The following is a 21,110-nucleotide window of genomic DNA, read 5'->3' on the forward strand; positions in this document are numbered from 1 at the left end:
GATCTCCGGGAATACCGGTCGTCTTTACGGCAACCCGGACATACTTGGGAACCGCGAAAACTGTGAAGCAACCCATCAGGATATTTGATATGTGAGACCAGAACAAAGCCGGAGCGCCGCAGCGCTCCGACAATTTGATTACACTTTGACGCGTTCGGATTTCGGATCGTACATCGGTTTCAACGATGCCTCGGCCATTACCTTCACGCCGCACACGTCGATTTCATAGGTTGACCCCAGAACATCCGCCGCCTTCTCACCCTCGCAGGGCACATAGCCCATACCGATAGCGCCACCCAAAGTATGACCATAATTGCCCGAGCTGAGATAACCGACATATTCCCCGTCCCGCACGATCGGTTCATTATGGAACAACAGCGGTTCCGGGTCGGTCAGGCGGAACTGAACCAGACGGTTTTTGGGCCCGCTTTCCTTGCGGGCAATCACTGCTTCGCGCCCGATAAAGTCACAGCCTTTGTCCACCTTGACCGCAAAACCAAGCCCGGCATCCACGACGTTGTCCTCGCAAGTGATGTCATGACCAAAATGGCGAAAACCCTTTTCGATCCGGCAACTGTCCATCATGTGCATGCCACAGAGTTTCAGGTCCATGTCCTGACCGGCCTCATGCAGCGTCTCGAACACATGGCCCGCCATATCGGCGGACATGTAGATCTCCCATCCCAGCTCGCCCACATAGGTCACCCGATGAGCGCGGGCCAGGCCCATGCCAATCTCAATCTCTTGTGCGGTGCCAAAGGGGTTGGTCGCGTTCGAGAAATCCGCCGGCGAGACCTTTTCCAGCAAAGCGCGCGCATTGGGGCCCATCACGGCCAAAACGCCTTCGCCAGCGGTGACATCGGTTATGACCACGTTGAAGCTACCCACATGGCGCATCATCCAGGTCTGATCCGCCAGCCGCGTCGCCGCCGGGGTCACGACCAGATAGGCGGTCTCGGTCAGACGGGTCACCGTCACATCCGCCTCGATCCCGCCGGTGCGGTTTAGGAACTGGGTATAGACGATCTTGCCGTTCGGCACCGAATAATCGCCGCCCCCGATATAGTTCATGAACGCCTCGGCATCCGGTCCTTCAACGCGAATCTTGCCAAAAGAAGACATGTCGTACATGCCCACATTCTCGCGCACCGCGCGGTGTTCAGCAGCTGAGTTCTCGAACCAATTCTGACGTTTCCAACTGTACTGGTATTCGCGCTCCTGCCCAGGATTTGCGTACCAGTTTGCACGCTCCCAGCCCGCCAGTTCACCAAACACCGCGCCCTGCTCTTTCAGATGGTGATGGAACGGGGTGCGCCGAACACCGCGCGCAGTGGCTTTCTGGCGATAGGGGTAGTGGTCGGCATAGAGCAGGCCCAGCGTCTCTTTCGAACGCTCAAACAGATATTGCTTATTGCCCTGAAACGGTTGCATCCGGCTGATATCCACATCGCCCAGATCAAACGGTTTCTCGCCGCTATCCATCCATTCCGCCAGCGCCATGCCCGCACCGCCCGCAGATTGAATGCCGATCGAGTTGAAGCCCGCTGCGACCCAGACATTGTCCATCTCGGGCGCGAGACCCAGATGATAAGCGTCATCCGGAGTAAAGGATTCAGGGCCGTTGAAAAAGGTATGAATGCCCGCCTCGGCCAACATCGGCATCCGGTTACACGCCGCTTCTAGAATGGGCTCGAAATGATCAAAATCTTCGGGCAGCTGATCGAATTCGAAACTGTCCGGGATGCCCTTCATCGCCCAAGGTTTGGCATTGGGCTCAAACGCGCCCAGCAGGATTTTACCGGCATCTTCCTTGTAATAGGCGCATTCATCGGGCACTCGCAGAACCGGCAGTTGCGAAAGCCCGTCAATGCCTTCGGTGACGATGTAGAAATGTTCGCAGGCGTGCAGCGGGACGTTCACACCGGCCATGCGGCCGACCTCGTGCCCCCACATGCCGGCACAGTTCACCACCATGTCGCATTCAATATGACCCGAAGCGCTGCCGTCATCGGCAACCCAGTCCACACCGGTCACAGTGCGACCTTGTTTAGTGATGTCGGTGACCTTCACCCGTTCCTTGGTAATGGCACCGCGTTGCCGCGCGCCCTTAGCCAGGGCCAGCGCGATATTGGCCGGGTCACCCTGCCCGTCCAGCGGAAGATAGACCGCGCCCTTGACGTCTTCGACATTCAGATGCGGATACATTTCCTTGACGCGCTCATTGGAAATCTCTTCGACCTCAACGCCAAAGGCGCGGGCCATGGCGGCCAGGCGATAGATCTCTTCACGGCGTTCCTCGGTCAACGCCACGGTGATCGATCCACAGCGCCTAAGCCCGGTGGACACACCGGTTTCCTCTTCCAGCGCGCCGTAAAGCTCCTGCGTGTATTTCGCCAGTTTGGTCATGTTGGACGAGGCCCGCAGCTGAGCGATCAGACCCGCCGCATGCCATGTGGTGCCGCTGGTCAACTGCTTGCGTTCAAGCAGCACAACATCACTCCAACCTTTCTTGGTCAGATGATAGGCGACCGAGCATCCGATGACGCCGCCGCCGATGATGACAACTCGGGCTTTGTTTGGAAGATCAACCATCCTGAGGTCTCCGCTGAATCAGGTTTTGGGCACGTTGCCATGGAAGATCGACAATAAATGCACCAAAAGCGTCATGTTATGGGCGATTTTCACCTATGTGACGCAGCCCGTCTTTCGCGTCTCAGAACAAAGGGCGTGACCCCGAAAAAGCTTTTGTAAACCGAGGAGAAACCGTTCGGAAAGCCGCAGGCCAGACCTATTTCCCGAACGCTCATCGTGGTGTTCAGCAGCAGGTTGTTAGCCTTCGCCAGCCGCATCTCGCGATAGAAACCGTTTGGACTGGTGCCAAAGAAAGCTTTGAATTTTCGCTCAAGCGATCGGTTCGAAAGATTTAACGCCTCGACAATTTGCTGGATGGGTAAGGGGTCTTCGATATTGGCCTGCATCAGCTTGATACATTGATCCAGCTTGGCGTCCCCAGTTGCTGTCAGTTGCGCCCCCGAGAAAGGCTGCATCGATGAAAAGTCGCGGATATTTTCGTGCAGCATGATATTGGCCACCGTCATCTTGGCAGGCCCCGAGATGTGGCGTCCGATCACGGACAAAGCAACATCGGTTGTCGCCTCCATCCCTGCGCAGGTCACGACCTGGCCCTGTTCTGTGGCTATCGACAGCTTCGCCTCGAACCGGGCCCCGCGTTCACTCAGGAAAGAGGCGTTTTCCCAATGGGTCGCCATGTCTGCGGAGCCGAATTCGTCAATATAGCGGCTGGCAGCTTCGGCCAGCAAAAAGACCTGAGCGCCTCGGAACGTATAGTCCGATACAACCCGTCCGATGGACAGATCGGGGTGGTCAGGGTCGGAATTTCCGATCACAAACAGATAATCCGCCTTCGGATGGGTTGATACGGGTTCCGTTTGGACCGTCGCATCGCTGCTGCTGGCAACGGGCCCACCTTTCAGAGACCTATAGGTAAAGCTGAAGGGCGGGTTGGGGCAGACGCGGTTGGCCAGCCTCAGAACCTCAATCAATGCGGCAAGCTCCAACAGCACATAGCCCGGCGCGACCAGAACATCGAAATGTGTCTGCGCCTTGTCGGTCAAGCTATCTGGTCGTTGCCGCATCTTTACCCCCTTCAGACGAGGCTGTGGCCAGCAGCGCACAGCCGATCTGCCAGTCGCTGAATGTGATCGGGACCGACTTCGCAGCATCCGCCGATGATAGTTGCACCCTGCGCCACCCACCCCATCGCCTGATCAGCATATTCATCCGGCCCAAGGTCGTGGCGCTGTTGCAGCGCATCGACGGTTGGGGCGTCTTGTAGAAATTCCTGGGTAATCCCGGTGAAGCCATTGGCATATGCCCCAAACGGACGCCCGAAGGTGGCGATAATATTCAGCGCAGCAGGCACCGCCTCCGGGCGCGAGCAGTTGATCAGCACGGCCTCAGGCGTAAAGCGATCAACCAAAGATGCTATTCCCGACAATGGCTCACCCGACCGCAGCCGCGTCCCATCATCATCCATCACGGACAGCGCCAGCCAGACCGGCTTGTCTGCCTGTTCCGTTCCACGCAACGCGCCTTCGGCCTCTTGCACCGACGACACGGTTTCGATCAGGAACAGATCAACGCGATCTGCCATCATCGCCACCAGTTCGGAGAATTTCTCTGCCGCCTCTTCGACCTCTGGATTCAGGTCCGGCCGGTAAGAGGCGAGAAGCGGACCCAAAGCCCCAGCGATGCGCCTACCCGCCGGGCGCGCACGCTCGGCCTGCGACAGGGCCGCCTCGATCAGATCTGGCAGCTGATCACCCAAGCCGACACGGTCCAGACGCGACCGGTGAACAGCATAGGTATTTGTCGTGGCCACAGTCGCACCGCGTGAGAAATAATCCGCATGCACATCCCCGACCAACTCGGGATGGTCCATCATCACCCGGGTCGACCACAAAGGCGTCGGCGCATCGCCGCTGCGTTTGACCAGTTCCTGCCCGATAGACCCATCCAGAAGGGTTATGTCTGCCATTGATGAACCTCCTCAGGGAACCAGAACCAGTTTTCCCGGAAACGTTTTTGACTGAAAATCCTCTTGCGCCTTCGCAATGTCTTTCAGCGGATAGGTTTTTGAAATCAGGGGCTTGATCCGCCCCGCATTCATCAGTTCGACCAGGCGACCGAAGACTTCGAACGGCTGATGGGTGCTGCCGTGAATGGTAATGTCGCGCAGATAGATATCCCGCAGATCGGCTTGAACAATCGGGCCAGCAATCGCACCCGCAACGGCATAGTTACCGCCCGGTTTCAACGCCAGGATCAGGTCAGCCCATGCAGGTCCGCCCACCACGTCAATGACCACGTCGAACATGTCGGCGGGCAGCGACGCATCCCGGTCGAACGTGGCGGTCGCGCCCTGGCTTTTCACCGCTTCGGCCTTGGCCGCACCGGTCACGCCCCAAACCGAGGCACCGCGCAGCGCCGCCAGTTGCACAGCGGCAAGGCCGACGCCACCGGATGCGCCGGTGATCAGCACTTTTTGCCCGGCAGTCACACCGGATCGGGTCAGCAAAGCCTCGGCAGTTCCGAAGGCGCAGGGGATGGCGGCAATTTCAATATCAGACAGGGGTGAGGCGCTGACATCGTAAAGGTCATCGGCCTGCACCAGACAATATTGCGCAAAGGCGCCGTCAATCTCGGACCCAAGCACGATGAAGCCTGTCGGGTTGCCCGGTCGCGGACGTGGCAGGTTGATCGGGCAGGTCACGCGCTGGCCCGGGGTGAACCCGGTCTCGGGCCCCGCGATTTCGACGATGCCGCAAAGGTCACCGCCCTGAATGCGCGGGAAGTTCAACGCGCCGCCCCAGCCTCCGGCTTCGACCTCTTGATCCACGGCATCTGTGGCGCCGGTCACGTCCGAGGAATACCAGCCGATACGGGTGTTGATATCGGTGTTGTTCACCCCGGCTGCGGCCACACGGACCAGAACCTGCCCCGGCGCAGGGGTTGGGACGGGTATATCGTCACGCCATTCCAGCGCCTCGGGCCCGCCGTGACAGGTCAGGAATACACCGGACATCGTTTTAGGCAGTGTCATGATCAAACCTCGTCATCGGGATGAGGCGGCACAGAGCCCATCGGGACAATGTCATACCGCGCGTTCAATTTGGCCATTTTCGCCTCATCGGCGAAGTCCGCCTCGGTCATCTTGGCCAGTTCAGCAAGGAATCCGTCAAAACCGGCAGGCTGGAAAATCATCAGCATCTTAGCAGGTGCATTTCCAGCAACGCGGCAGGCATGCGGCACGCCGGGCGGCACATGCATCGTGCTGCCCGGCCCACAGCGATGCCAGTCGCCATCAACATAGAAATCCACTTCGCCTTCCAGAAAATAGAAGCTTTCGGCATGGGTTTCATGGCGATGAAGGCCAAGCGCAAAGCTGGCCTTCAGATTGTCTTCCATGAGCGTATAGGCGCCATCAGTATCCCGGGTCGAAACCTTCACAAATGTGTGGTCATTTTCCCAGTCATAATTGAGGCCCTCTCCGGGCCCCCGTTTTGAATAACGCGTGCTCATGCAGGTCTCCTTCGGGCGATCAGGCGCGCAGCCGCTCGTTTTCTGGATCCCAGAGCGGTTTATCGTCCTGTACCACGGCGCGTCGCTTTTCACCGAAGATTTCGATTTCAAGCTCGGTGCCGGGGTTAGCAAGCTCGGATTTGATCATGCCCAGCGCGATGGATTTGCCAACCCGGTAACCCCAGGCACCCGAGGTGGTCTCACCCACGATCTGATCGCCCTGCCAGATGCAGGACATGTAAGGCGCGTCGCAATCGCCCGCCTCAACGGTCAGCGTGACAAAGGATTTCTTCACCCCCTGCTGCTTTTCGTTCAGGATCGCGGCCTTGCCGGGGAAGTCCTGCGGCTTGTCCAGCTTGACAAAGCGTTCCAGCCCGCCTTCCAGCAGCGAATAATCGGTCGACAGATCGCCCTTCCACGCGCGATAGCCTTTTTCGATGCGCAGCGAGTTCAGAGCATACATGCCGAACGGTTTGGCCCCGGCCCCAAGGATCGCATCATAGATCCCGGGCATATGCTCGTTCAGCGCATGCACCTCCCAGCCCAACTCACCGGCAAAAGACACCCGGATCAGAAAAGCGGGCTGGCCTGCAACGGTGGCGGATTGATGGGTCAGCCAGCCGCTGGTCAGGTCGGCGTCGCTCAGCCCCGACAGGATATCGCGCGAACTGGGCCCGGTCACGATCAGCGTGTCACGGGTGGTGGTCACGTCCTCGACACTGACGCCTGCGGGCATCGCAGCCATCAGTAGATCCCGGTCATGCCATTGCGCCGTGGCCGCTGTGATCATCAGGAACGCATCTTCGCCCAGACGGATGCAAGACATCTCGGTCAGGATGCGGCCCCGCGCGTCCGAGATATAGACCAGATTGATGCGCCCAACCTTGGGCAAACCGCCGGTTACCAGACCGCGCAGCGCCTCGGCCGCACCGTCACCCTTGACCATGAACCGAGAGAAGCCCGGCAGGTCCAGCACGCCGCAATGGTCACGCACAGCCTCGCATTCCTCGCGGATGCGCTGCTCCCACGGGCCGGAGCGGCCCCAGGTGTGGGTCGCATCCAACGAGGTGTCATCGCCCGGCTGCGCGAACCAGTTGGCGCGTTCCCAGCCGTTATAGGCCCCCATGACACCGCCCTGCGCGATGACCTTGTCATGCACTGGCGACAGTTTCTTGTCGCGCGCGGCGGGCCATTCGTGATGCGGGAAATGCATGGCGTATTCGTTGCCATAGACCTCCAGACCCTTCTGGTTGCAGTAATCCTGATCGGTGTAATCGGTGTAACGGCGCGGATCGACGGCCCACATGTCCCACTCGGTTGCGCCATCGACGATCCATTCGGCCAGCACCTTGCCGGCACCCCCGCCCTGCGCGATGCCAAAGGTAAAGGTGTGGGCTTCAAAGGCGTTTTTCACACCCGGCATCGGCCCGATCAGTGGCAGCCCGTCGGGCGCATAGGGGATCGGGCCATTGATCACCCGGCCCACGCCCGAGGTCGCCATCAGCGGCACCCGCTCCATCGCGTCGGTGACGATGTCTTCGATCCGGTCCAGATCGTCATTCCACAGTTGAAAGCTGAAATCCTCGGGCATCGGATCGTCTTCGGTCATCCAATGGCCCTTGCAGTTGGGCTCATAGGGGCCGAGGTTGAATCCGTTCTTCTCCTGCCGAAGGTAATAGGAGATATCCACGTCGCGGAGCAGCGGCAGTTTTTTACCGCCATTGGCCTTGGACCATTCCTCGATCTCGGGCACTTCGTCGGTCAGCAGGTACTGGTGGCTCATCACCATGGCCGGAACGGTGCGACCGCCGAAGGGCTTGAACCATTCACCCACGCGCTGGGCGTAATACCCGGCGGCATTGACCACGTGGTCCGCTTCGATATCGCCCTTGTCAGTATGCACGATCCAGGTCTTGTCTTCCTTCTGGGTCACACCCGTGGCCGGGCAGAAACGCAGGATCTTCGCCCCCATGTCGCGCGCACCCTTGGCCAGTGCCTGGGTCAGCTGCGCCGGGTCGATATCGCCATCGGTCGGGTCGAACAGAACACCTTCAAGGTCATGAGTTTCCAGGAACGGGTAATGCTCTTTGGCCTGTTCGGGTGACCACATCTCCATCTCGATGCCCTGATAACGGCCCATCGCCATTGCCCGCTCGAACTCTTGCACCCGTTCTTTTGAATGGGCCAGTCGGATCGAGCCGGACTGGTGATAGTTCATCGGGTAATCGACCTCCTCCCCCAGACGGGCATAGAGCTCGGTCGAATAGCGCTGCATGTTCATGATCGCCCAAGAGGTCGAAAAGGTCGGCACATTGCCCGCCGCGTGCCAGGTCGATCCGGCGGTCAGCTCATTCTTTTCCAGCAGAACACAATCGGTCCAGCCCTTTTTGGCCAGATGATACAGGGACGATGTCCCCACCACTCCGCCACCGATAATAACCACGCGGGCTTTTGTCGGAAAATCACTCATGTCTTTCAGTCCCTGTTACTGTGCCTCTTGAGGCAGATCGTCCGTGATGTCGTAGTAATCGCCTTTGTCAGCCACAAATATATGGCGGGCGAGGGTCAGTCCGGTGGGTGCATCCAGCGCCCCCATAGCAATGGCAATCCGGTCTTCGTCCTTATGCTGCCAGAACAGATAAGAGCCGCAGGCGTTGCAAAATCCCCGCCGGGCGATGTCGGTAGCACGAAACCAGCTCAGCGTATCGCTAACGGTGAAGGTGATGTCGTCTTGATGGGCCGAGGTCGAGGCCCAGACATGACCCGACTGTTTGCGGCATTGACCGCAATGACAGGCCGAGGCGGCAGGAAGATCGCCTTCGATCTTGAACGTAACCGAGCCGCACAGACAGGAACCTGTATGCATTTCGCTTATCCCCTAGCTGCTGGCGCGCTGGTGGTGCCCAGCAACACGCCATAAATGATGAAACAGGTGGCCATGACCCGGCGCACCCAGATGTTGAACACGGCCCCCAGCGCGGCCCGCCCCATAAGCGCACCTAGAAGAGTGAACCCGATGTAGCTGAGCGTTGTGATGATCAGCGCCGTTGGCATGATGACCAACATTTGCTCCCAGATCGGCACATCCGGCTGCACGAATTGCGAGAATGCAGCAAGATAACCCGCGACGCTTTTGGGGTTGATTGTCGCGACGGCCAGCGCGTGCAGATAGACATGCCGTGCAGGGCGTTCGGATATAGGGGCGGGATTTGCTGCAGCCTTCCAGCCTCGGACACCCAGCCAGATCAAAAACCCTGCGCCCACCAGCTTGGCGATGAAGAATCCGGTGGGTGAGGCCGCGATCAAGGCCGTCACCCCAAGCGCCGACAAAACCAAAAAGGCGCTGGCTTGGGTCAGGATCGCCAAGACACCCAGCATCGCTTTTGCGAAGGGCAGGCTCATCCCGTTCGAGATACAGTTCACCGCGTTAGGCCCCGGTGTGGTTACAAACACCACCCAGAACAGCGCGAATATGGTCCAGGCCTCGAAACTCATCAGTACACTGGAGGGGCGATGACCCAGATGACCACAGCGGGCTCATCATGAGGGTTCGCCCAAATATAGGGTTCGTTCTTGATCCGAAAACTGTCACCGGGCCCAACCGAAAAGCTTTGCGCGCCGATGGTCAGATTCAACTGACCGGAAATCACATAGCCAACCTCTTGCGTGGGGCGGTCCGCCGGGTTCTGCATCTTGGAATGCGGCTTAAAGGTGGAATGCACCATCTCAAAATCGTCAGTCAGATCGGGTGACAGCAGTTCCTCAATCAGACCTTCTTCGCCCGACCCCATAGGGCGGCGCGACCCGGCGCGCACGACATAGCCTTGTTCATTGGCGGGGGCGGCAGAATGGGCGAACAGCATGGACATCGGCACACCCAGACATTCCGCGATCTGACGCAGGTCTGAAATTGACGGTTCGGACTTGTCGCGTTCAACCTGGCTGAGCCATCCGACCGACCGGTTCAACCGCTCTGCGATCTCGGTCAGCGTCAACCCACGCGCCTTACGCAATGCGCGAATGTCGGCTCCGAGCGTTGCACTGTGGGGGGCTTGGCTGTTCACCGAACTCTCCGATATCTGGTGAAATTTTCCTCGTGTTTTTCACGATGCCGCGAATCGGTGAAAATTCCAAGCATTTTTTCACTTGGGAAAATCGACGCATTTAGCTATCCGTCAGCTATGTGGATTGCGGTTATATACCTGTGGGTCATCAACGGCCTGACTTTGCTGGCCTTTGGCTGGGACAAACTGCGCGCCAGACGCAGAAAAAGCCGGGTTTCGGAACGCAGGCTATTGTGGCTGGCTGCACTGGGCGGCAGTCCCGGTGCCCTGGTCGGGCGTTGGATTTTCAATCACAAGTCCCGAAAAGGCCGGTTTTCCCTGTCGCTGTTTGCGATCTTTGCGACTCAGGTCGGGCTGGCATATTTCCTAATCACGGAAATTCTGCCTGACATTCTGTAGTTGGCTTGATCCGCAGGCCACGTAAGATCCCGATGGGATCTAGGAAATGTCGCAGACATACATATCGGTATCGTCGGTGGAGTGACCTGAGGATCGCGTGAACCCCGATTTCTGTAGCACACGAGCAGAGGCGGGATTGCTGTGCTCGACCCCGGCCAAAACCCGAATGGCGCGACCCGTGCCGCAGGCCGGGATAAAGCCGGACACAAGTTCGGTTGCATAGCCACAGCCCCAGGCTCGTTCGGCAAACAGATATCCAAGGTGGATGGTTGGTGCGGCCTGATCTTCGGGTTCTGAGGCCAGTATCAGCAGTCCGATCAGCTGATTATTTTGCCTTAACCGAACAAGAAGAACATCGCTTTCGGTCTTGCGAGCAGCGATCCAGTCGGTCATCCCGCTGGGCGTTTCTTCAACCTGCATCGAAGGCGGCAGGGGCTCAAGAACCGCTGGCGTCAGGACGGTTGCCAACTCGGCCGTCAACGCTGAAAGGCGATCAGCTTCAGAGACTTCCACTTGCCAGTGGAACACGGCAAGCCGCTCTGTGGTGAATTGGTCCGGGATCATGCCTTGGCCAGTTGCAATTAGTGTCCATTCCAGTCTAACAGACGGACCGATTTTGCATCAGGCCCCTCTTAACTCGCCCGAGAACGCCTTTGACAATATTGCAGACAGCTTTTCTGCGTCCTCATCCGTGAATGCATCCGGCTGGTCACTGTCGATGTCAAAAACCGCGATGACCTCGCCCGAGGCATTGCGCACCGGAAGCACCAGTTCGGACTGCGTAGACGAGGCGCAGGCGATGTGACCTGGAAACGCATGCACATCCGCCACCAACTGTACCTTTCCGGTCCGCGCCGCGGCACCACAGACACCGCGCCCGAAGGGAATAACCAGACACCCGTGACCACCCTGATAGGGGCCTATTTTCAAAATGCCCGGATCTGTTACGCGATAGAACCCCGTCCAGTCAAACCGATCATCGGCGTGATGAACTTCACAGGCGATTGTCGCCATCAGAGCAACTTGATCTGTCTCGCCTGCGGTTAGGGCGACGATTGTCTTGGTCAGCGTATCGTAATCAACGGTCATGGGGGGCGGGTCCGGTCAGTGATCTTGTAAACAGGTTCTACAGCACCGGACCTATGGTGGAATCGGCCCCGCGTCAAACACGCTCAATCGCGATTGCAGTGCCCTCTCCACCACCGATGCAGATCGCCGCCACGCCGCGTTTCAGATCCCGCTTTTCCAACGCGTTCAGCAGGGTGACCATGATACGCGCCCCCGAAGCGCCGATAGGATGACCCAGGGCGCATGCACCACCATTCACATTTACCTTGTCACGCGTCAGACCCATCTCATGCATGAATGCCATCGGCACCACGGCAAAGGCTTCGTTTACCTCCCACAGATCCACATCATCATTGGACCAGCCGATTTTGGCCAAAAGCTTTTGCGCAGCGGGAACTGGCGCAGTCGTGAACAATCCCGGAGCCTGCGCATGGCTGGAATGACCCAGAATGCGCGCCCGAACCGAGAGGCCTAGCGCTTCGGCGGCTTCAGCTGACGCCAGAACCAGAGCTGCCGCCCCATCAGAGATCGACGACGCGTTGGCCGCCGTCACCGTTCCACCCTTGCGAAAAGCCGGTTTCAGCGAAGGTATCTTTTCCGGGCGGGCGGTTTTCGGCTGCTCGTCCGCGGACTGCGTGACCTCGCCTTTCCTTGTGCGGACGGTTACCGGAGTGATTTCACCGTCGAACGCGCCGCTGTCCTGCGCGGCCAGCGCGTTGGATAGGGACTGCAGGGCGTACTCGTCCTGCGCTTCGCGGGTGAACTGAAACGCCTCGGCACAGTCTTCGGCGAAAGTGCCCATCAGACGACCTTTGTCGTAGGCGTCCTCCAGCCCGTCCAGAAACATGTGGTCGACGACCTGAGCGTGCCCCAAGCGCGCACCCTCACGCATTTTGGGCAACAGGTAGGGCGCGTTCGTCATACTCTCCATCCCGCCTGCGATCATTGTGTTGGCATGGCCCAATGCGATCTGATCGAAGGCCATCATCGCAGCCTTCATCCCTGATCCGCACATCTTGTTGAGCGTCGTGGCCGGGACCTCTTGGCCCAAACCCGCTACAAACCCAGCCTGACGTGCAGGGGCCTGACCCTGACCGGCTGGCAGAACGCAGCCCATCAGCACTTCGTCAACCGTTTCAGCACCGGCACCCTGCAGCGCGGCCCGGATCGCGGCTCCACCCAGATCGGCGGCAGAAACACCATCGAACATTCCTTGAAATCCACCCATCGGGGTACGTGCTGCTCCGGCGATTACAACTTGCTTCATCTGGGCGCTCCTAAATTCTTGTCGTTCAATGGATACCGAATGGTAAGAATTCCCGTCTAGCGTATTTCTACGAGCGATTTCAGTTAAAGGACCGTCACGTATGGGCCTGTCGAGTACTACGACCAAAAATATTCAAATAATTACTGTACAATCCAACCGGATTGATGCCGCAATGGCCATTCAGTTCAAAGAAAACATGCGCACGGAAACCGAAGGTGGGTCTGTGCGTGTGGTTCTGGACCTCAGCGGCGTCGAATTTATCGATTCCAGTGGTCTGGGCGCTATCGTTGCCGCCATGAAACAACTCGGGGCTGAACGGCGCCTGGATCTGGCAGGTCTTCAGCCTTTTGTGGAAAAGGTGTTTCGTCTTACGCGCATGGACACAGTGTTCAAGCTTTACCCAACGATGGATGACGCACTGTCCGGTGCGCCGGATTGAACACAAGGAGAAACTGAACAGGCGTAAAGCTAATGTGTAACGGCATCAGTTTCGATTTGAGCTTCGCTGCGACCGAGGTCGAAGCAAGTTCTGGCATTGCCAAGTTGAGCCAGGCACTGTCCTCTAAAGGGCTGCCTTCACACAAAGCGGCTGATGTCAGAATTGCCCTGGCCGAAGCCATTAACAATGTCGTTGAACACGCCTATGCCGGAACCACGCCCGCCAGCGTAAAGGTACACTGCCGCCTGCATCAGAACTGGTTGGAAATCCTCATCTCGGATACCGGCAATCCCCTTCCTGGCTTTCGCGTACCAGAAGGTGCACCTGCACCTCTGGGGGAAAGACGTGAAGACCTGCCCGAGGGGGGATTTGGATGGTTTCTGATCCACCAATTGACCAGTGAAATCCGCTATGACCGTAGCGAAGGCTGCAACCGGTTGTCACTGCGATTCAGTTTTCTCGACGCGGATTAGGGCTATAAAACGTCACAATAAGGCCCTTTTCGAACCATTGTAGCGCCGCAAACAAAGATCAAAGTCTTAACTGTAGCTCAGATAGCTTCCCTCGGCATCGTATGTCACAGCCCCCACCCAGTGAACGATGCCGAGGAACTTCCCCTTTGATTTGACTGGACAATACCCGGACGCGCGATACCTTCTGCGCGATCACACGGGAAGGCAGCGCAATGCGGGATTTTCAGGCACCAGGCAGATCCGAAGTTTTTTCGACCGAAGGGATGTGCGCCACATCTCACCCGCTGGCAGCCCAAGCGGCCCTTGGCATTCTACAGCAAGGTGGCAACGCGATGGACGCAGCCATCGCCGGGGCAGTGCTTTTGGGATTTTGCGAACCACAAATGACCGGCCTGGGCGGAGATTGCTTTGTTCTGTACAACCGCGCCGGAGAAGATGAGGTTCGGGCCCTCAACGGCTCTGGCCGGGCGCCGGCAGCAGCCAACGCTGGCAGCTTGCGCGATAAGGGACTGACTGCAGTTCCACTCAATACACCGGATGCGGTCACCATTCCCGGCGCGGTCGAGGCGTTCTGCCAACTGGCCGAAACCGAGGGCAAACTAGGGTTGGACGCCATCCTGCAACCCGCCATCCGCTATGCAGACCAGGGCGTGCCGGTCGCACCACGTGTGGCTTTTGATTGGGGCCCGGGTGCTAACACGTTGCAGGGGGCAGCCAGGAACCACTATCTGCTGAAAGGAGACGTTCCAAAGACCGGAGACATGTTCCGGTCCGCCGGGCAGGCAGAAGTGCTGCGCAGAATCGCCAAATACGGACGAAAGGCGTTTTACGCGGGCGAGGTCGCAGAAGATATTATCTCGACCCTGACGGCCATGGGCGGGGTACACACAGCAGAAGATCTGGACGCGACCGCCGCCACACCTACAGTTCCGGTCGCAGGGCACTATCGTGGCTTGGACCTGCTGGAACATCCGCCCAATGGCCAAGGTGCAACCGCCCTTTTGCTGCTGAATATCCTCAAGAACTTTGACCTCGGATCCATGGATCCGCTATCCGCAGAGCGTCTGCATATCGAGGCCGAAGCCTCAAAACTCGCCTACGATGCCCGCAACAGGTTCATCGCCGATCCGGATCATACGACACACGCAGACAGGTTTTGGGACCAGACAACAGCCGATCGGCTGGCAGAGCTTATCAATCCAAACCATGCCATGCCCGCTGCTGCCCCACTGACCGAAGCCATCCACAAGGACACGGTTTATATCACGGTGGTCGACAGGGACAGGATGGCGGTATCGCTGATCTATTCGATCTTTCATAGCTTTGGATCCGGTATCGCTTCTGAGAAATTCGGCATTCTGCTGCAAAACCGTGGGTCTGGATTTACGTTGCAATCAGGCCATCCGAACGAGTTCGGCGGCGGCAAACGTCCGATGCACACAATCATTCCCGGCATGTTGAAACAGAAAGGCAAAATCCTGATGCCCTTCGGTGTGATGGGTGGCGCCTTTCAGCCCACAGGGCATGCAAAGCTGGTCTCGCTACTAACCGACGATGAGTTTGCGCTGCAGCAGGCCATAGACACACCGCGCGCCTTTGCAGACGGACCTGTCTTGAAACTGGAACGCGGAATTCCGCGTAATGTTGCGCAACAATTATCTGAAATCGGCCACAAAGTTTTGATTTCAGAAACACCTCTTGGCGGGGCTCAAGCGATCCGAATCCAGAAGAGCGGCGTTTTGCAAGGCGCAAGCGATCCACGAAAAGATGGGTGCGCGCTTGGTTATTGACAGTATGGGCCCGGCTTCACCCACGCTTCCAATTTTAGTTCAAATGGAAATGCAACGGATATGCGCCGTTTTCAAACGGACCAAACATATCAGGGATATCCGGATGCTCGACCGGTTCTCCGGACTGGTCAGCAATCAGATTTTGTTCAGAAACATAAGCAACATAGAAGGATTGGTCATTTTCCGCCAACAGATGATAAAACGGCTGATCCTTGATCGGCCTGCTGTCTTCGGGAATGGCCTGATACCATTCTTCGGTATTTGAAAACTCTGGGTCCACGTCAAAAATCACCCCTCGGAAGGGATGTTTTTTGTGGCGGACGACTTGGCCCAGCCGGTACTTTGCTTGTGTCTTTAGCATCACGTTTGCCCCCAAAGGTCTTACTACCCGTTTCCTCATAGGAATGCCAATCATTGATCTAAAATAATGGGAAACAGTCTGTGAACCTCTTACTGACAGTACTCGAAATCGTGGCCCCGGTCTTCCTCTTGGCGGGGATCGGGTTTGCCTGGGTCAAACTTGGCTTTGAATACAGGCTGCAATTTGTGACCCGCCTTGCGGTGACGCTCGCCGTGCCCAGCCTGATTTTCGTGGCCCTGATGCAAACCCAGATCCCGCCCGGAGAGCTGACCCGTTTCACTTTGGCCGCCATCACAGGCCATGTCGGGCTGGCGGTCGCATTTGGCGTATTTGTCCGGGCCAGCAAGCTGGAAAGGCGCACCTATCTGGCGCCGCTGATATTCGGCAACACGGGGAATCTGGGCCTGCCTCTGGCCATTTTCGCATTTGGGCAGGCAGGCTTGGGTTTCGCGGTGATATTTCTGGCCGTTACCGCCCTGTTTTCCTTTACTTACGGGATCTACCTGGTGGCGGGAAAAGGCGCTTTCGGCAAGGTAGCACGTGAACCCATGGTTTGGGCTACTCTGCTGGGGGCGCTGTTTCTGTGGCAGGGCTGGCAAACACCTGTCTTCGTGACCAATACGCTGGACCTGCTGGGACAGATGGCGATTCCGATGATGCTGATCACGCTTGGTGTTGCGATTGCGCGGCTGACCACCAGAAAGCTAGGGCAAGCGGTCTGGCTATCGGCGTTGAAACTGGTCGTGTGTTTTGCCCTGGCATGGGCAATCGCAAAAGGGTTTGATCTGGATAACGTCGCGTTCGGCGTTCTGGTGGTGCAGATGTGTACGCCGGTTGCCGTAACCTCATACCTGCTGGCCGAACGGTTCGAGGCGGATTCTGACGCGGTTGCGGGGCTGGTTATGGTCTCAACCCTGATGTCCGTCGGCGCTTTGCCTATAATTCTAGCTATTGTTCTGTAGCGATTGTGATTTCCTAATCGCTCAATCTGCGCTAGAATGAAGAAAAAAGGCACGAGGCACATGAGCAGAATTCTTATCGTACTCTTCGGGGTGCTGCTTTTGGCATCCTGCGGGGGTGGCTCCAACCAGCCACCCAGCAAGCTGAATGATGCATGCAGCATTGCGCGTGAACGGCCCGAATATATCAAGGCGTTCAAAAGCACCGAGCGGAAATGGGGAATCCCCGTTCACGTTCAGATGGCAACGATCTATCAGGAAAGCCGGTATCGCCACGATGCGCGAACGCCCCATCAATATGTTCTGGGTGTGATTCCGATGGGCCGTCAGAGCAGCGCCTATGGCTTCAGCCAGGCGCTGGACGGGACTTGGGATGAGTATCAGCGCGAAACCGGCAAACGCCGGGCCAAGCGGGACCGTATCCGCGACGCTTCGGATTTCATCGGCTGGTACATGAACAAAAGCTATGAGCGGAATGGCATCCAGCCAAGCGACACGCGCAATCAGTATCTGGCCTATCATGAAGGCCATACCGGTTATGCCCGCGGCAGCCATTACAGCAAGACGTGGTTGCTGAACGTGGCCAATGATGTGGATGCGCGCGCCCGGATGTACCAGGCGCAACTGTCAGGCTGTCGTTACTGAACAAACAGCGGGTCAGCGATTGCCTGACCCGCTTCTGTTCTTGTTCGAAAACAAGCTGCTGCTTAGATTTTTTTCGGTATCAAGCTGACCCAGCAGAACCGTTGTCTGTCCGCCTGCATTATCGTGGATCACCCATTTTCGCAGCTCAACCGGATCGCCGGTGAACATCAGCTCAATTCGACCGGAGTCAGGGTTTTTCGGGTCCTGTGCTGTCACGACAGTGGCCGTTCCGTCAAAGTCATGCCCAACCACCATATTAGCCTGACCCAGATCGACATTCCGTGCCAGAACCAGAGACAGAGGTGTTCGCTTTAACGGATACTGCTCGGGCGGTTGATTGGATTTCGGATCGAATATCTGAACGGTGCCAGCGCGCGCCAACACAACGGCGCTGTCTGGCGGGTCATATTCGAACCGCATCTTTCCAGGCCGTGCGATCCACAGCTTTCCTGTGCTCAGTGAGCCATCATCATTGACCTGTGTAAATGTCGTCTCGACAGTTTTCAGACCATTCAGGTAATTCGATATCTGCGACAGCGGCAACTTGTCCGCAGCCCAGGCGGCGGGTGTGGCCAGTGTCAGTGTAAGGGCAAAAGCAATCTGTTTCATAAGACCCAGATAAGCGCTCTGCCCTTGTTATTAAATATCCTATTGCTCTGGCACCAGGATTTCGCGTTTTCCGACGTGATTTGCCGATGAAACAATGCCTTCGTCCTCCATCTGCTCAACCAGACGCGCAGCTTTGTTATAGCCAATGGCAAGTTTCCGCTGGATATACGAGGTCGAGCATTTGCGATCCTTGATCACAATCGCCACGGCCTGATCGTACAGGGCGTCTTCGCCATTGGTGTTGCCCCCGGTGTTCAAACCCAGAACAGCGTCGATATTATCAGCCTTTTCCTCGGTCGGTCCATCGACCACACCGCTCATATAATCCGGCGGGCCGAATTGCTTCAGATGGTTGACGATTTCCTCGACCTCTTCATCCGAGACAAACGGACCGTGGCAACGGGTGATCTTCGCGCCACCCGCCATATACAGCATGTCACCCTGACCCAGCAGTTGTTCGGCGCCCATTTCACCAAGAATGGTGCGGCTATCGATCTTTGACGTCACCTGGAAGGAAATCCGAGTCGGAAAGTTCGCCTTGATCGTGCCGGTAATCACATCGACCGAGGGGCGCTGCGTGGCCATGATCAGGTGGATACCTGAGGCCCGCGCCATCTGCGCCAGACGTTGGATGCAGGCCTCGATCTCTTTGCCCGCGACCATCATCAGGTCGGCCATCTCGTCGACAATAACAACGATATAGGGCATCGACTCGGGTGCGAATTCCTCGGTCTCGAACATCGGTTCACCTGTTTCGTCGTCAAAACCGGTCTGGACCGTGCGGCTGAACATTTCGCCCTTGGACAGCGCGTCTTTCACCCGGCCATTATAGCCCGCGATGTTACGCACGCCCATCTTGGACATCTTGCGATAGCGATCCTCCATCTCCCCCACGACCCATTTCAAGGCGACAACCGCCTTCTTCGGGTCTGTCACGACCGGAGAAAGCAGATGCGGGATGCCGTCATAGACCGACAATTCCAGCATCTTGGGGTCGATCATGATCAGGCGGCATTCATCCGGCGTCAGCTTATACAGCAACGACAGGATCATCGTGTTGATCGCCACCGATTTACCGGAACCGGTGGTCCCCGCGATCAGCAGGTGGGGCATCTTGGCCAGATTGGCCACAACGGATTCACCGCCGATATCCTTGCCCAGCGCCAAAGGCAGCGCCTGATTGCCGTCTCCGAAGTCACGGCTCGAAAGGATTTCGCGCAGCACCACCATTTCACGGTTTTCATTGGGCAGTTCGATCCCGATGACCGAGCGGCCCGGCAGGGTCGAAACCCGCGCCGACAGGGCCGACATCGAGCGGGCAATGTCATCCGACAGACCAATAACGCGGCTGGCTTTCAAACCCGGAGCCGGCTCAAGTTCGTACATGGTGACAACTGGACCGGGGCGGACGCTGACGATCTCACCTTTGACGCCATAGTCATCCAGCACATTTTCCAACATCCGCGCATTCTCTTCCAGGGCCTCATCGCTCAGGTGATGGCGCTGAATGCTGGAGGGGTTGGACAGCAGGCCCAGCGGAGGCAGTTCGAAATCGGAGTGCTTTTCCTCGAACGACAACGCGGGCTGCGCCTCAGCCTGGGCCCGGCGCGAGGGCGGCGGGGTGCGGCGCACGGGTTGCGCAACCACAGGCTTGCGCGGCTCGGCCACGGGGATTTTCATCGCTGGGCGGGCTTGCGGCATCTCATCGGCGTCATCCTCGAAAACGGCCTCGTCATCGAAATCTGGCTCGGGCGCAAAATCCTGATGCAGCGGTTCCTGCCATTCTGTTTCAGGCTTCGCTGACAGCATCGGTTCGGGCGGCAGCCCGGTTGATGTCACTGGCGGCTCGGGCGGCAGATCGTCCGCAGGCCCTGCGTTCAGGATCAACGGGTCGGGTCCACGGCCCCGCCCTTTGGTCAGCGGCAGGTCGGGATCGGGCTCAGGAGCTATCTCTCCGACTGCAACCTTACGGTTGCGCACGGCGGCAGAAATCTTTGAACGGATACGGTCCTCGCCCGGCATTTCCTCGTAACCCGCGACAGGTTCACGGTCGATCAACTCGGGTTCGGGCATGGGGTCCGGGCGGCGGATCAGATCAGGAATGCGCGACAGAAGGCCGGTCTTTACCGATTCGGGCGCTTCCAGAAGTGGCTCGTCGAAAACAGGGTCCGCAAAGGCAATCTCGTCGTCGAACACGGCCCCTTCGGCGCGGGCCATCTTGCGTTCGTCCCATTGGGCACGACGTTCGCGCGCAGCCTCCGCTGTTGCGGCAGCCCCACGGCCCAGCAGATTCATCAGTATGTCATAGGACATGACTAGCCCAAGCAGGAAGGCACGGAACCCCTTGCGCACGTCGTCCTTGGTGAAACCAAGAACAAACACGCCCAGCGTCAGCATCCCAATAGCCATCGCCAGAGACATCAGCTTGACAATAAAATGCGAGGATATGGGCAACAAGGTCAGGAAGGCACCCATGACCGTATCCCCAAACAATCCACCCAGACCAAAACTATGCGTTACGCGCCAAGCCTCACCCGGCACCAATGTCGCCGCATAGACCGAGACAATGGCGATCCAGATCGGTGCAAATATCAGGCGGGCGACGGCACGATCTTCACCGAAATGTCCGGCAAAACGCACACCCCAACCGATCAACACCAACGCGATGCTCCAACTGCCCCAACCGACAATCATGAACAATGGCGCCGCGATCGAGGCACCAACACGCCCCATCCAGTTCTGCACTGGTGCATCCGTCGACACCATCCAGTTCGGGTCATCCGGTGTGTAGGACCAGATCATTGCCGCCGAAGCCAACCCAAGTAGGATCAGGGCGATGCCGATCAACTCTTTGCTGCGCCTCTCGATGGCGGCCTGAGTCGTGCTGTCCAGCAATGGATCGCGGTTGCGCGCGTTATATGATGCCATTTTGCC

21 protein-coding genes are annotated in these 21,110 nt (G+C 57.8%); 6 read left to right on the forward strand and 15 right to left on the reverse strand.

The annotated features are described in order from the left end of the window. Window positions 1–138: 138 nt before the first annotated feature. The 9 genes from AC2FHX_RS15735 to AC2FHX_RS15775 all read right to left on the reverse strand — a co-directional run bounded on the left by AC2FHX_RS15735 (window position 139) and on the right by AC2FHX_RS15775 (window position 10,166). Entirely contained in the window at window positions 139–2,592 is a 2,454-nt protein-coding gene (locus AC2FHX_RS15735) for a GcvT family protein (RefSeq protein ID WP_496702669.1), read from the reverse strand. Window positions 2,593–2,681: 89 nt separating this feature from the next. Beyond that, window positions 2,682–3,656: a GlxA family transcriptional regulator gene (locus AC2FHX_RS15740; protein ID WP_496702671.1), complete on the reverse strand. Its 975-nt coding sequence runs from the start codon at window positions 3,654–3,656 to the stop codon at window positions 2,682–2,684. An 11-nt stretch (window positions 3,657–3,667) separates the two neighbouring features. After that, the gene (locus AC2FHX_RS15745) at window positions 3,668–4,558 is read right to left on the reverse strand and encodes a homocysteine S-methyltransferase family protein (RefSeq protein ID WP_496702673.1); all 891 of its coding nucleotides are present in this window, start codon (window positions 4,556–4,558) and stop codon (window positions 3,668–3,670) included. Between the two features lie 12 nt (window positions 4,559–4,570). After that, entirely contained in the window at window positions 4,571–5,623 is a 1,053-nt protein-coding gene (locus tag AC2FHX_RS15750) for an alcohol dehydrogenase family protein (RefSeq protein ID WP_496702675.1), read from the reverse strand. Between the two features lie 2 nt (window positions 5,624–5,625). Further along, complete coding sequence (locus tag AC2FHX_RS15755) at window positions 5,626–6,102, reverse strand: cupin domain-containing protein (protein ID WP_496702677.1); 477 nt, start codon at window positions 6,100–6,102, stop codon at window positions 5,626–5,628. 19 nt (window positions 6,103–6,121) lie between these two features. Then, window positions 6,122–8,572 carry a GcvT family protein gene (locus AC2FHX_RS15760; protein WP_496702678.1) on the reverse strand — a complete coding sequence of 817 codons (2,451 nt, stop codon included), beginning with the start codon at window positions 8,570–8,572 and terminating at the stop codon, window positions 6,122–6,124. A gap of 15 nt (window positions 8,573–8,587) precedes the next feature. After that, a complete protein-coding gene (locus AC2FHX_RS15765; protein WP_496692506.1) occupies window positions 8,588–8,968 on the reverse strand; it encodes a GFA family protein in 381 nt (126 codons plus the stop codon). 5 nt (window positions 8,969–8,973) lie between these two features. Beyond that, on the reverse strand, window positions 8,974–9,597 hold the full coding sequence (locus AC2FHX_RS15770) for a LysE family translocator (RefSeq protein ID WP_281973074.1): 624 nt from the start codon (window positions 9,595–9,597) through the stop codon (window positions 8,974–8,976). Continuing rightward, on the reverse strand, window positions 9,597–10,166 hold the full coding sequence (locus AC2FHX_RS15775; RefSeq protein WP_281973073.1) for a helix-turn-helix domain-containing protein: 570 nt from the start codon (window positions 10,164–10,166) through the stop codon (window positions 9,597–9,599). Before AC2FHX_RS15775 ends, AC2FHX_RS15770 begins: the two co-directional genes overlap by 1 nt. 117 nt (window positions 10,167–10,283) lie before the next feature. Between AC2FHX_RS15775 and AC2FHX_RS15780 the strand changes: the two genes are divergently transcribed. Next, window positions 10,284–10,565, forward strand: a complete 282-nt coding sequence (locus AC2FHX_RS15780) for a DUF1294 domain-containing protein (RefSeq protein WP_496702681.1) — start codon at window positions 10,284–10,286, stop codon at window positions 10,563–10,565. Between the two features lie 39 nt (window positions 10,566–10,604). On the opposite strand, the gene AC2FHX_RS15785 is transcribed toward AC2FHX_RS15780, so the two are convergent. The 3 genes from AC2FHX_RS15785 to AC2FHX_RS15795 all read right to left on the reverse strand — a co-directional run bounded on the left by AC2FHX_RS15785 (window position 10,605) and on the right by AC2FHX_RS15795 (window position 12,900). Beyond that, a complete protein-coding gene (locus AC2FHX_RS15785) occupies window positions 10,605–11,129 on the reverse strand; it encodes a GNAT family N-acetyltransferase (protein ID WP_496702682.1) in 525 nt (174 codons plus the stop codon). Between the two features lie 57 nt (window positions 11,130–11,186). Then, window positions 11,187–11,654 (reverse strand): GAF domain-containing protein, encoded by a 468-nt coding sequence (locus AC2FHX_RS15790; protein ID WP_271949692.1) that lies wholly within the window; start codon window positions 11,652–11,654, stop codon window positions 11,187–11,189. Window positions 11,655–11,727: 73 nt separating this feature from the next. Beyond that, window positions 11,728–12,900: a thiolase family protein gene (locus AC2FHX_RS15795; RefSeq protein ID WP_496692510.1), complete on the reverse strand. Its 1,173-nt coding sequence runs from the start codon at window positions 12,898–12,900 to the stop codon at window positions 11,728–11,730. 100 nt (window positions 12,901–13,000) lie between these two features. Here AC2FHX_RS15795 and AC2FHX_RS15800 point away from each other — a divergent pair, with 100 nt between their 5' ends. From AC2FHX_RS15800 to AC2FHX_RS15810, 3 genes are all read left to right on the forward strand, one after another. Beyond that, window positions 13,001–13,339, forward strand: coding sequence for an STAS domain-containing protein (locus tag AC2FHX_RS15800; RefSeq protein WP_496677829.1), 339 nt, complete (start codon window positions 13,001–13,003; stop codon window positions 13,337–13,339). Between the two features lie 32 nt (window positions 13,340–13,371). Then, window positions 13,372–13,812, forward strand: coding sequence for an ATP-binding protein (locus AC2FHX_RS15805; protein WP_496692511.1), 441 nt, complete (start codon window positions 13,372–13,374; stop codon window positions 13,810–13,812). 212 nt (window positions 13,813–14,024) lie between these two features. Continuing rightward, window positions 14,025–15,602 (forward strand): gamma-glutamyltransferase family protein, encoded by a 1,578-nt coding sequence (locus AC2FHX_RS15810; protein ID WP_496692512.1) that lies wholly within the window; start codon window positions 14,025–14,027, stop codon window positions 15,600–15,602. Window positions 15,603–15,636: 34 nt separating this feature from the next. Here the strand turns inward: AC2FHX_RS15810 and hspQ are convergent, their stop codons facing one another. Continuing rightward, window positions 15,637–15,963, reverse strand: coding sequence for a heat shock protein HspQ (gene hspQ, locus AC2FHX_RS15815; RefSeq protein ID WP_142637073.1), 327 nt, complete (start codon window positions 15,961–15,963; stop codon window positions 15,637–15,639). 80 nt (window positions 15,964–16,043) lie between these two features. On the opposite strand from hspQ, the gene AC2FHX_RS15820 reads away from it, so the two are divergent. After that, window positions 16,044–16,925: an AEC family transporter gene (locus AC2FHX_RS15820; protein WP_496677830.1), complete on the forward strand. Its 882-nt coding sequence runs from the start codon at window positions 16,044–16,046 to the stop codon at window positions 16,923–16,925. A gap of 60 nt (window positions 16,926–16,985) precedes the next feature. Beyond that, window positions 16,986–17,567 (forward strand): transglycosylase SLT domain-containing protein, encoded by a 582-nt coding sequence (locus AC2FHX_RS15825; RefSeq protein WP_282021966.1) that lies wholly within the window; start codon window positions 16,986–16,988, stop codon window positions 17,565–17,567. A 12-nt stretch (window positions 17,568–17,579) separates the two neighbouring features. Here AC2FHX_RS15825 and AC2FHX_RS15830 read toward each other — a convergent pair whose 3' ends face one another. Both AC2FHX_RS15830 and AC2FHX_RS15835 read right to left on the reverse strand, forming a co-directional pair. After that, window positions 17,580–18,176 (reverse strand): LolA family protein, encoded by a 597-nt coding sequence (locus AC2FHX_RS15830; protein ID WP_496702685.1) that lies wholly within the window; start codon window positions 18,174–18,176, stop codon window positions 17,580–17,582. Window positions 18,177–18,215: 39 nt separating this feature from the next. Then, window positions 18,216–21,104 (reverse strand): DNA translocase FtsK, encoded by a 2,889-nt coding sequence (locus AC2FHX_RS15835; protein WP_496702687.1) that lies wholly within the window; start codon window positions 21,102–21,104, stop codon window positions 18,216–18,218. Window positions 21,105–21,110 lie beyond the last annotated feature (6 nt).

It is taken from the genome of Ruegeria sp. CDSC042 (genome assembly GCF_059610745.1).

Coding starts and splice junctions, on each gene's coding strand:
- AC2FHX_RS15735 (WP_496702669.1), bottom strand. CDS start 2,592: ATGGTTGATCTTCCAAACAAAGCCCGAGTTGTCATCATCGGCGGCGGC.
- AC2FHX_RS15740 (WP_496702671.1), bottom strand. CDS start 3,656: ATGCGGCAACGACCAGATAGCTTGACCGACAAGGCGCAGACACATTTC.
- AC2FHX_RS15745 (WP_496702673.1), bottom strand. CDS start 4,558: ATGGCAGACATAACCCTTCTGGATGGGTCTATCGGGCAGGAACTGGTC.
- AC2FHX_RS15750 (WP_496702675.1), bottom strand. CDS start 5,623: ATGACACTGCCTAAAACGATGTCCGGTGTATTCCTGACCTGTCACGGC.
- AC2FHX_RS15755 (WP_496702677.1), bottom strand. CDS start 6,102: ATGAGCACGCGTTATTCAAAACGGGGGCCCGGAGAGGGCCTCAATTAT.
- AC2FHX_RS15760 (WP_496702678.1), bottom strand. CDS start 8,572: ATGAGTGATTTTCCGACAAAAGCCCGCGTGGTTATTATCGGTGGCGGA.
- AC2FHX_RS15765 (WP_496692506.1), bottom strand. CDS start 8,968: ATGCATACAGGTTCCTGTCTGTGCGGCTCGGTTACGTTCAAGATCGAA.
- AC2FHX_RS15770 (WP_281973074.1), bottom strand. CDS start 9,597: ATGAGTTTCGAGGCCTGGACCATATTCGCGCTGTTCTGGGTGGTGTTT.
- AC2FHX_RS15780 (WP_496702681.1), top strand. CDS start 10,284: ATGTGGATTGCGGTTATATACCTGTGGGTCATCAACGGCCTGACTTTG.
- AC2FHX_RS15785 (WP_496702682.1), bottom strand. CDS start 11,129: ATGATCCCGGACCAATTCACCACAGAGCGGCTTGCCGTGTTCCACTGG.
- AC2FHX_RS15790 (WP_271949692.1), bottom strand. CDS start 11,654: ATGACCGTTGATTACGATACGCTGACCAAGACAATCGTCGCCCTAACC.
- AC2FHX_RS15795 (WP_496692510.1), bottom strand. CDS start 12,900: ATGAAGCAAGTTGTAATCGCCGGAGCAGCACGTACCCCGATGGGTGGA.
- AC2FHX_RS15800 (WP_496677829.1), top strand. CDS start 13,001: ATGGGCCTGTCGAGTACTACGACCAAAAATATTCAAATAATTACTGTA.
- AC2FHX_RS15805 (WP_496692511.1), top strand. CDS start 13,372: ATGTGTAACGGCATCAGTTTCGATTTGAGCTTCGCTGCGACCGAGGTC.
- AC2FHX_RS15810 (WP_496692512.1), top strand. CDS start 14,025: ATGCGGGATTTTCAGGCACCAGGCAGATCCGAAGTTTTTTCGACCGAA.
- hspQ (WP_142637073.1), bottom strand. CDS start 15,963: ATGCTAAAGACACAAGCAAAGTACCGGCTGGGCCAAGTCGTCCGCCAC.
- AC2FHX_RS15825 (WP_282021966.1), top strand. CDS start 16,986: ATGAGCAGAATTCTTATCGTACTCTTCGGGGTGCTGCTTTTGGCATCC.
- AC2FHX_RS15830 (WP_496702685.1), bottom strand. CDS start 18,176: ATGAAACAGATTGCTTTTGCCCTTACACTGACACTGGCCACACCCGCC.
- AC2FHX_RS15835 (WP_496702687.1), bottom strand. CDS start 21,104: ATGGCATCATATAACGCGCGCAACCGCGATCCATTGCTGGACAGCACG.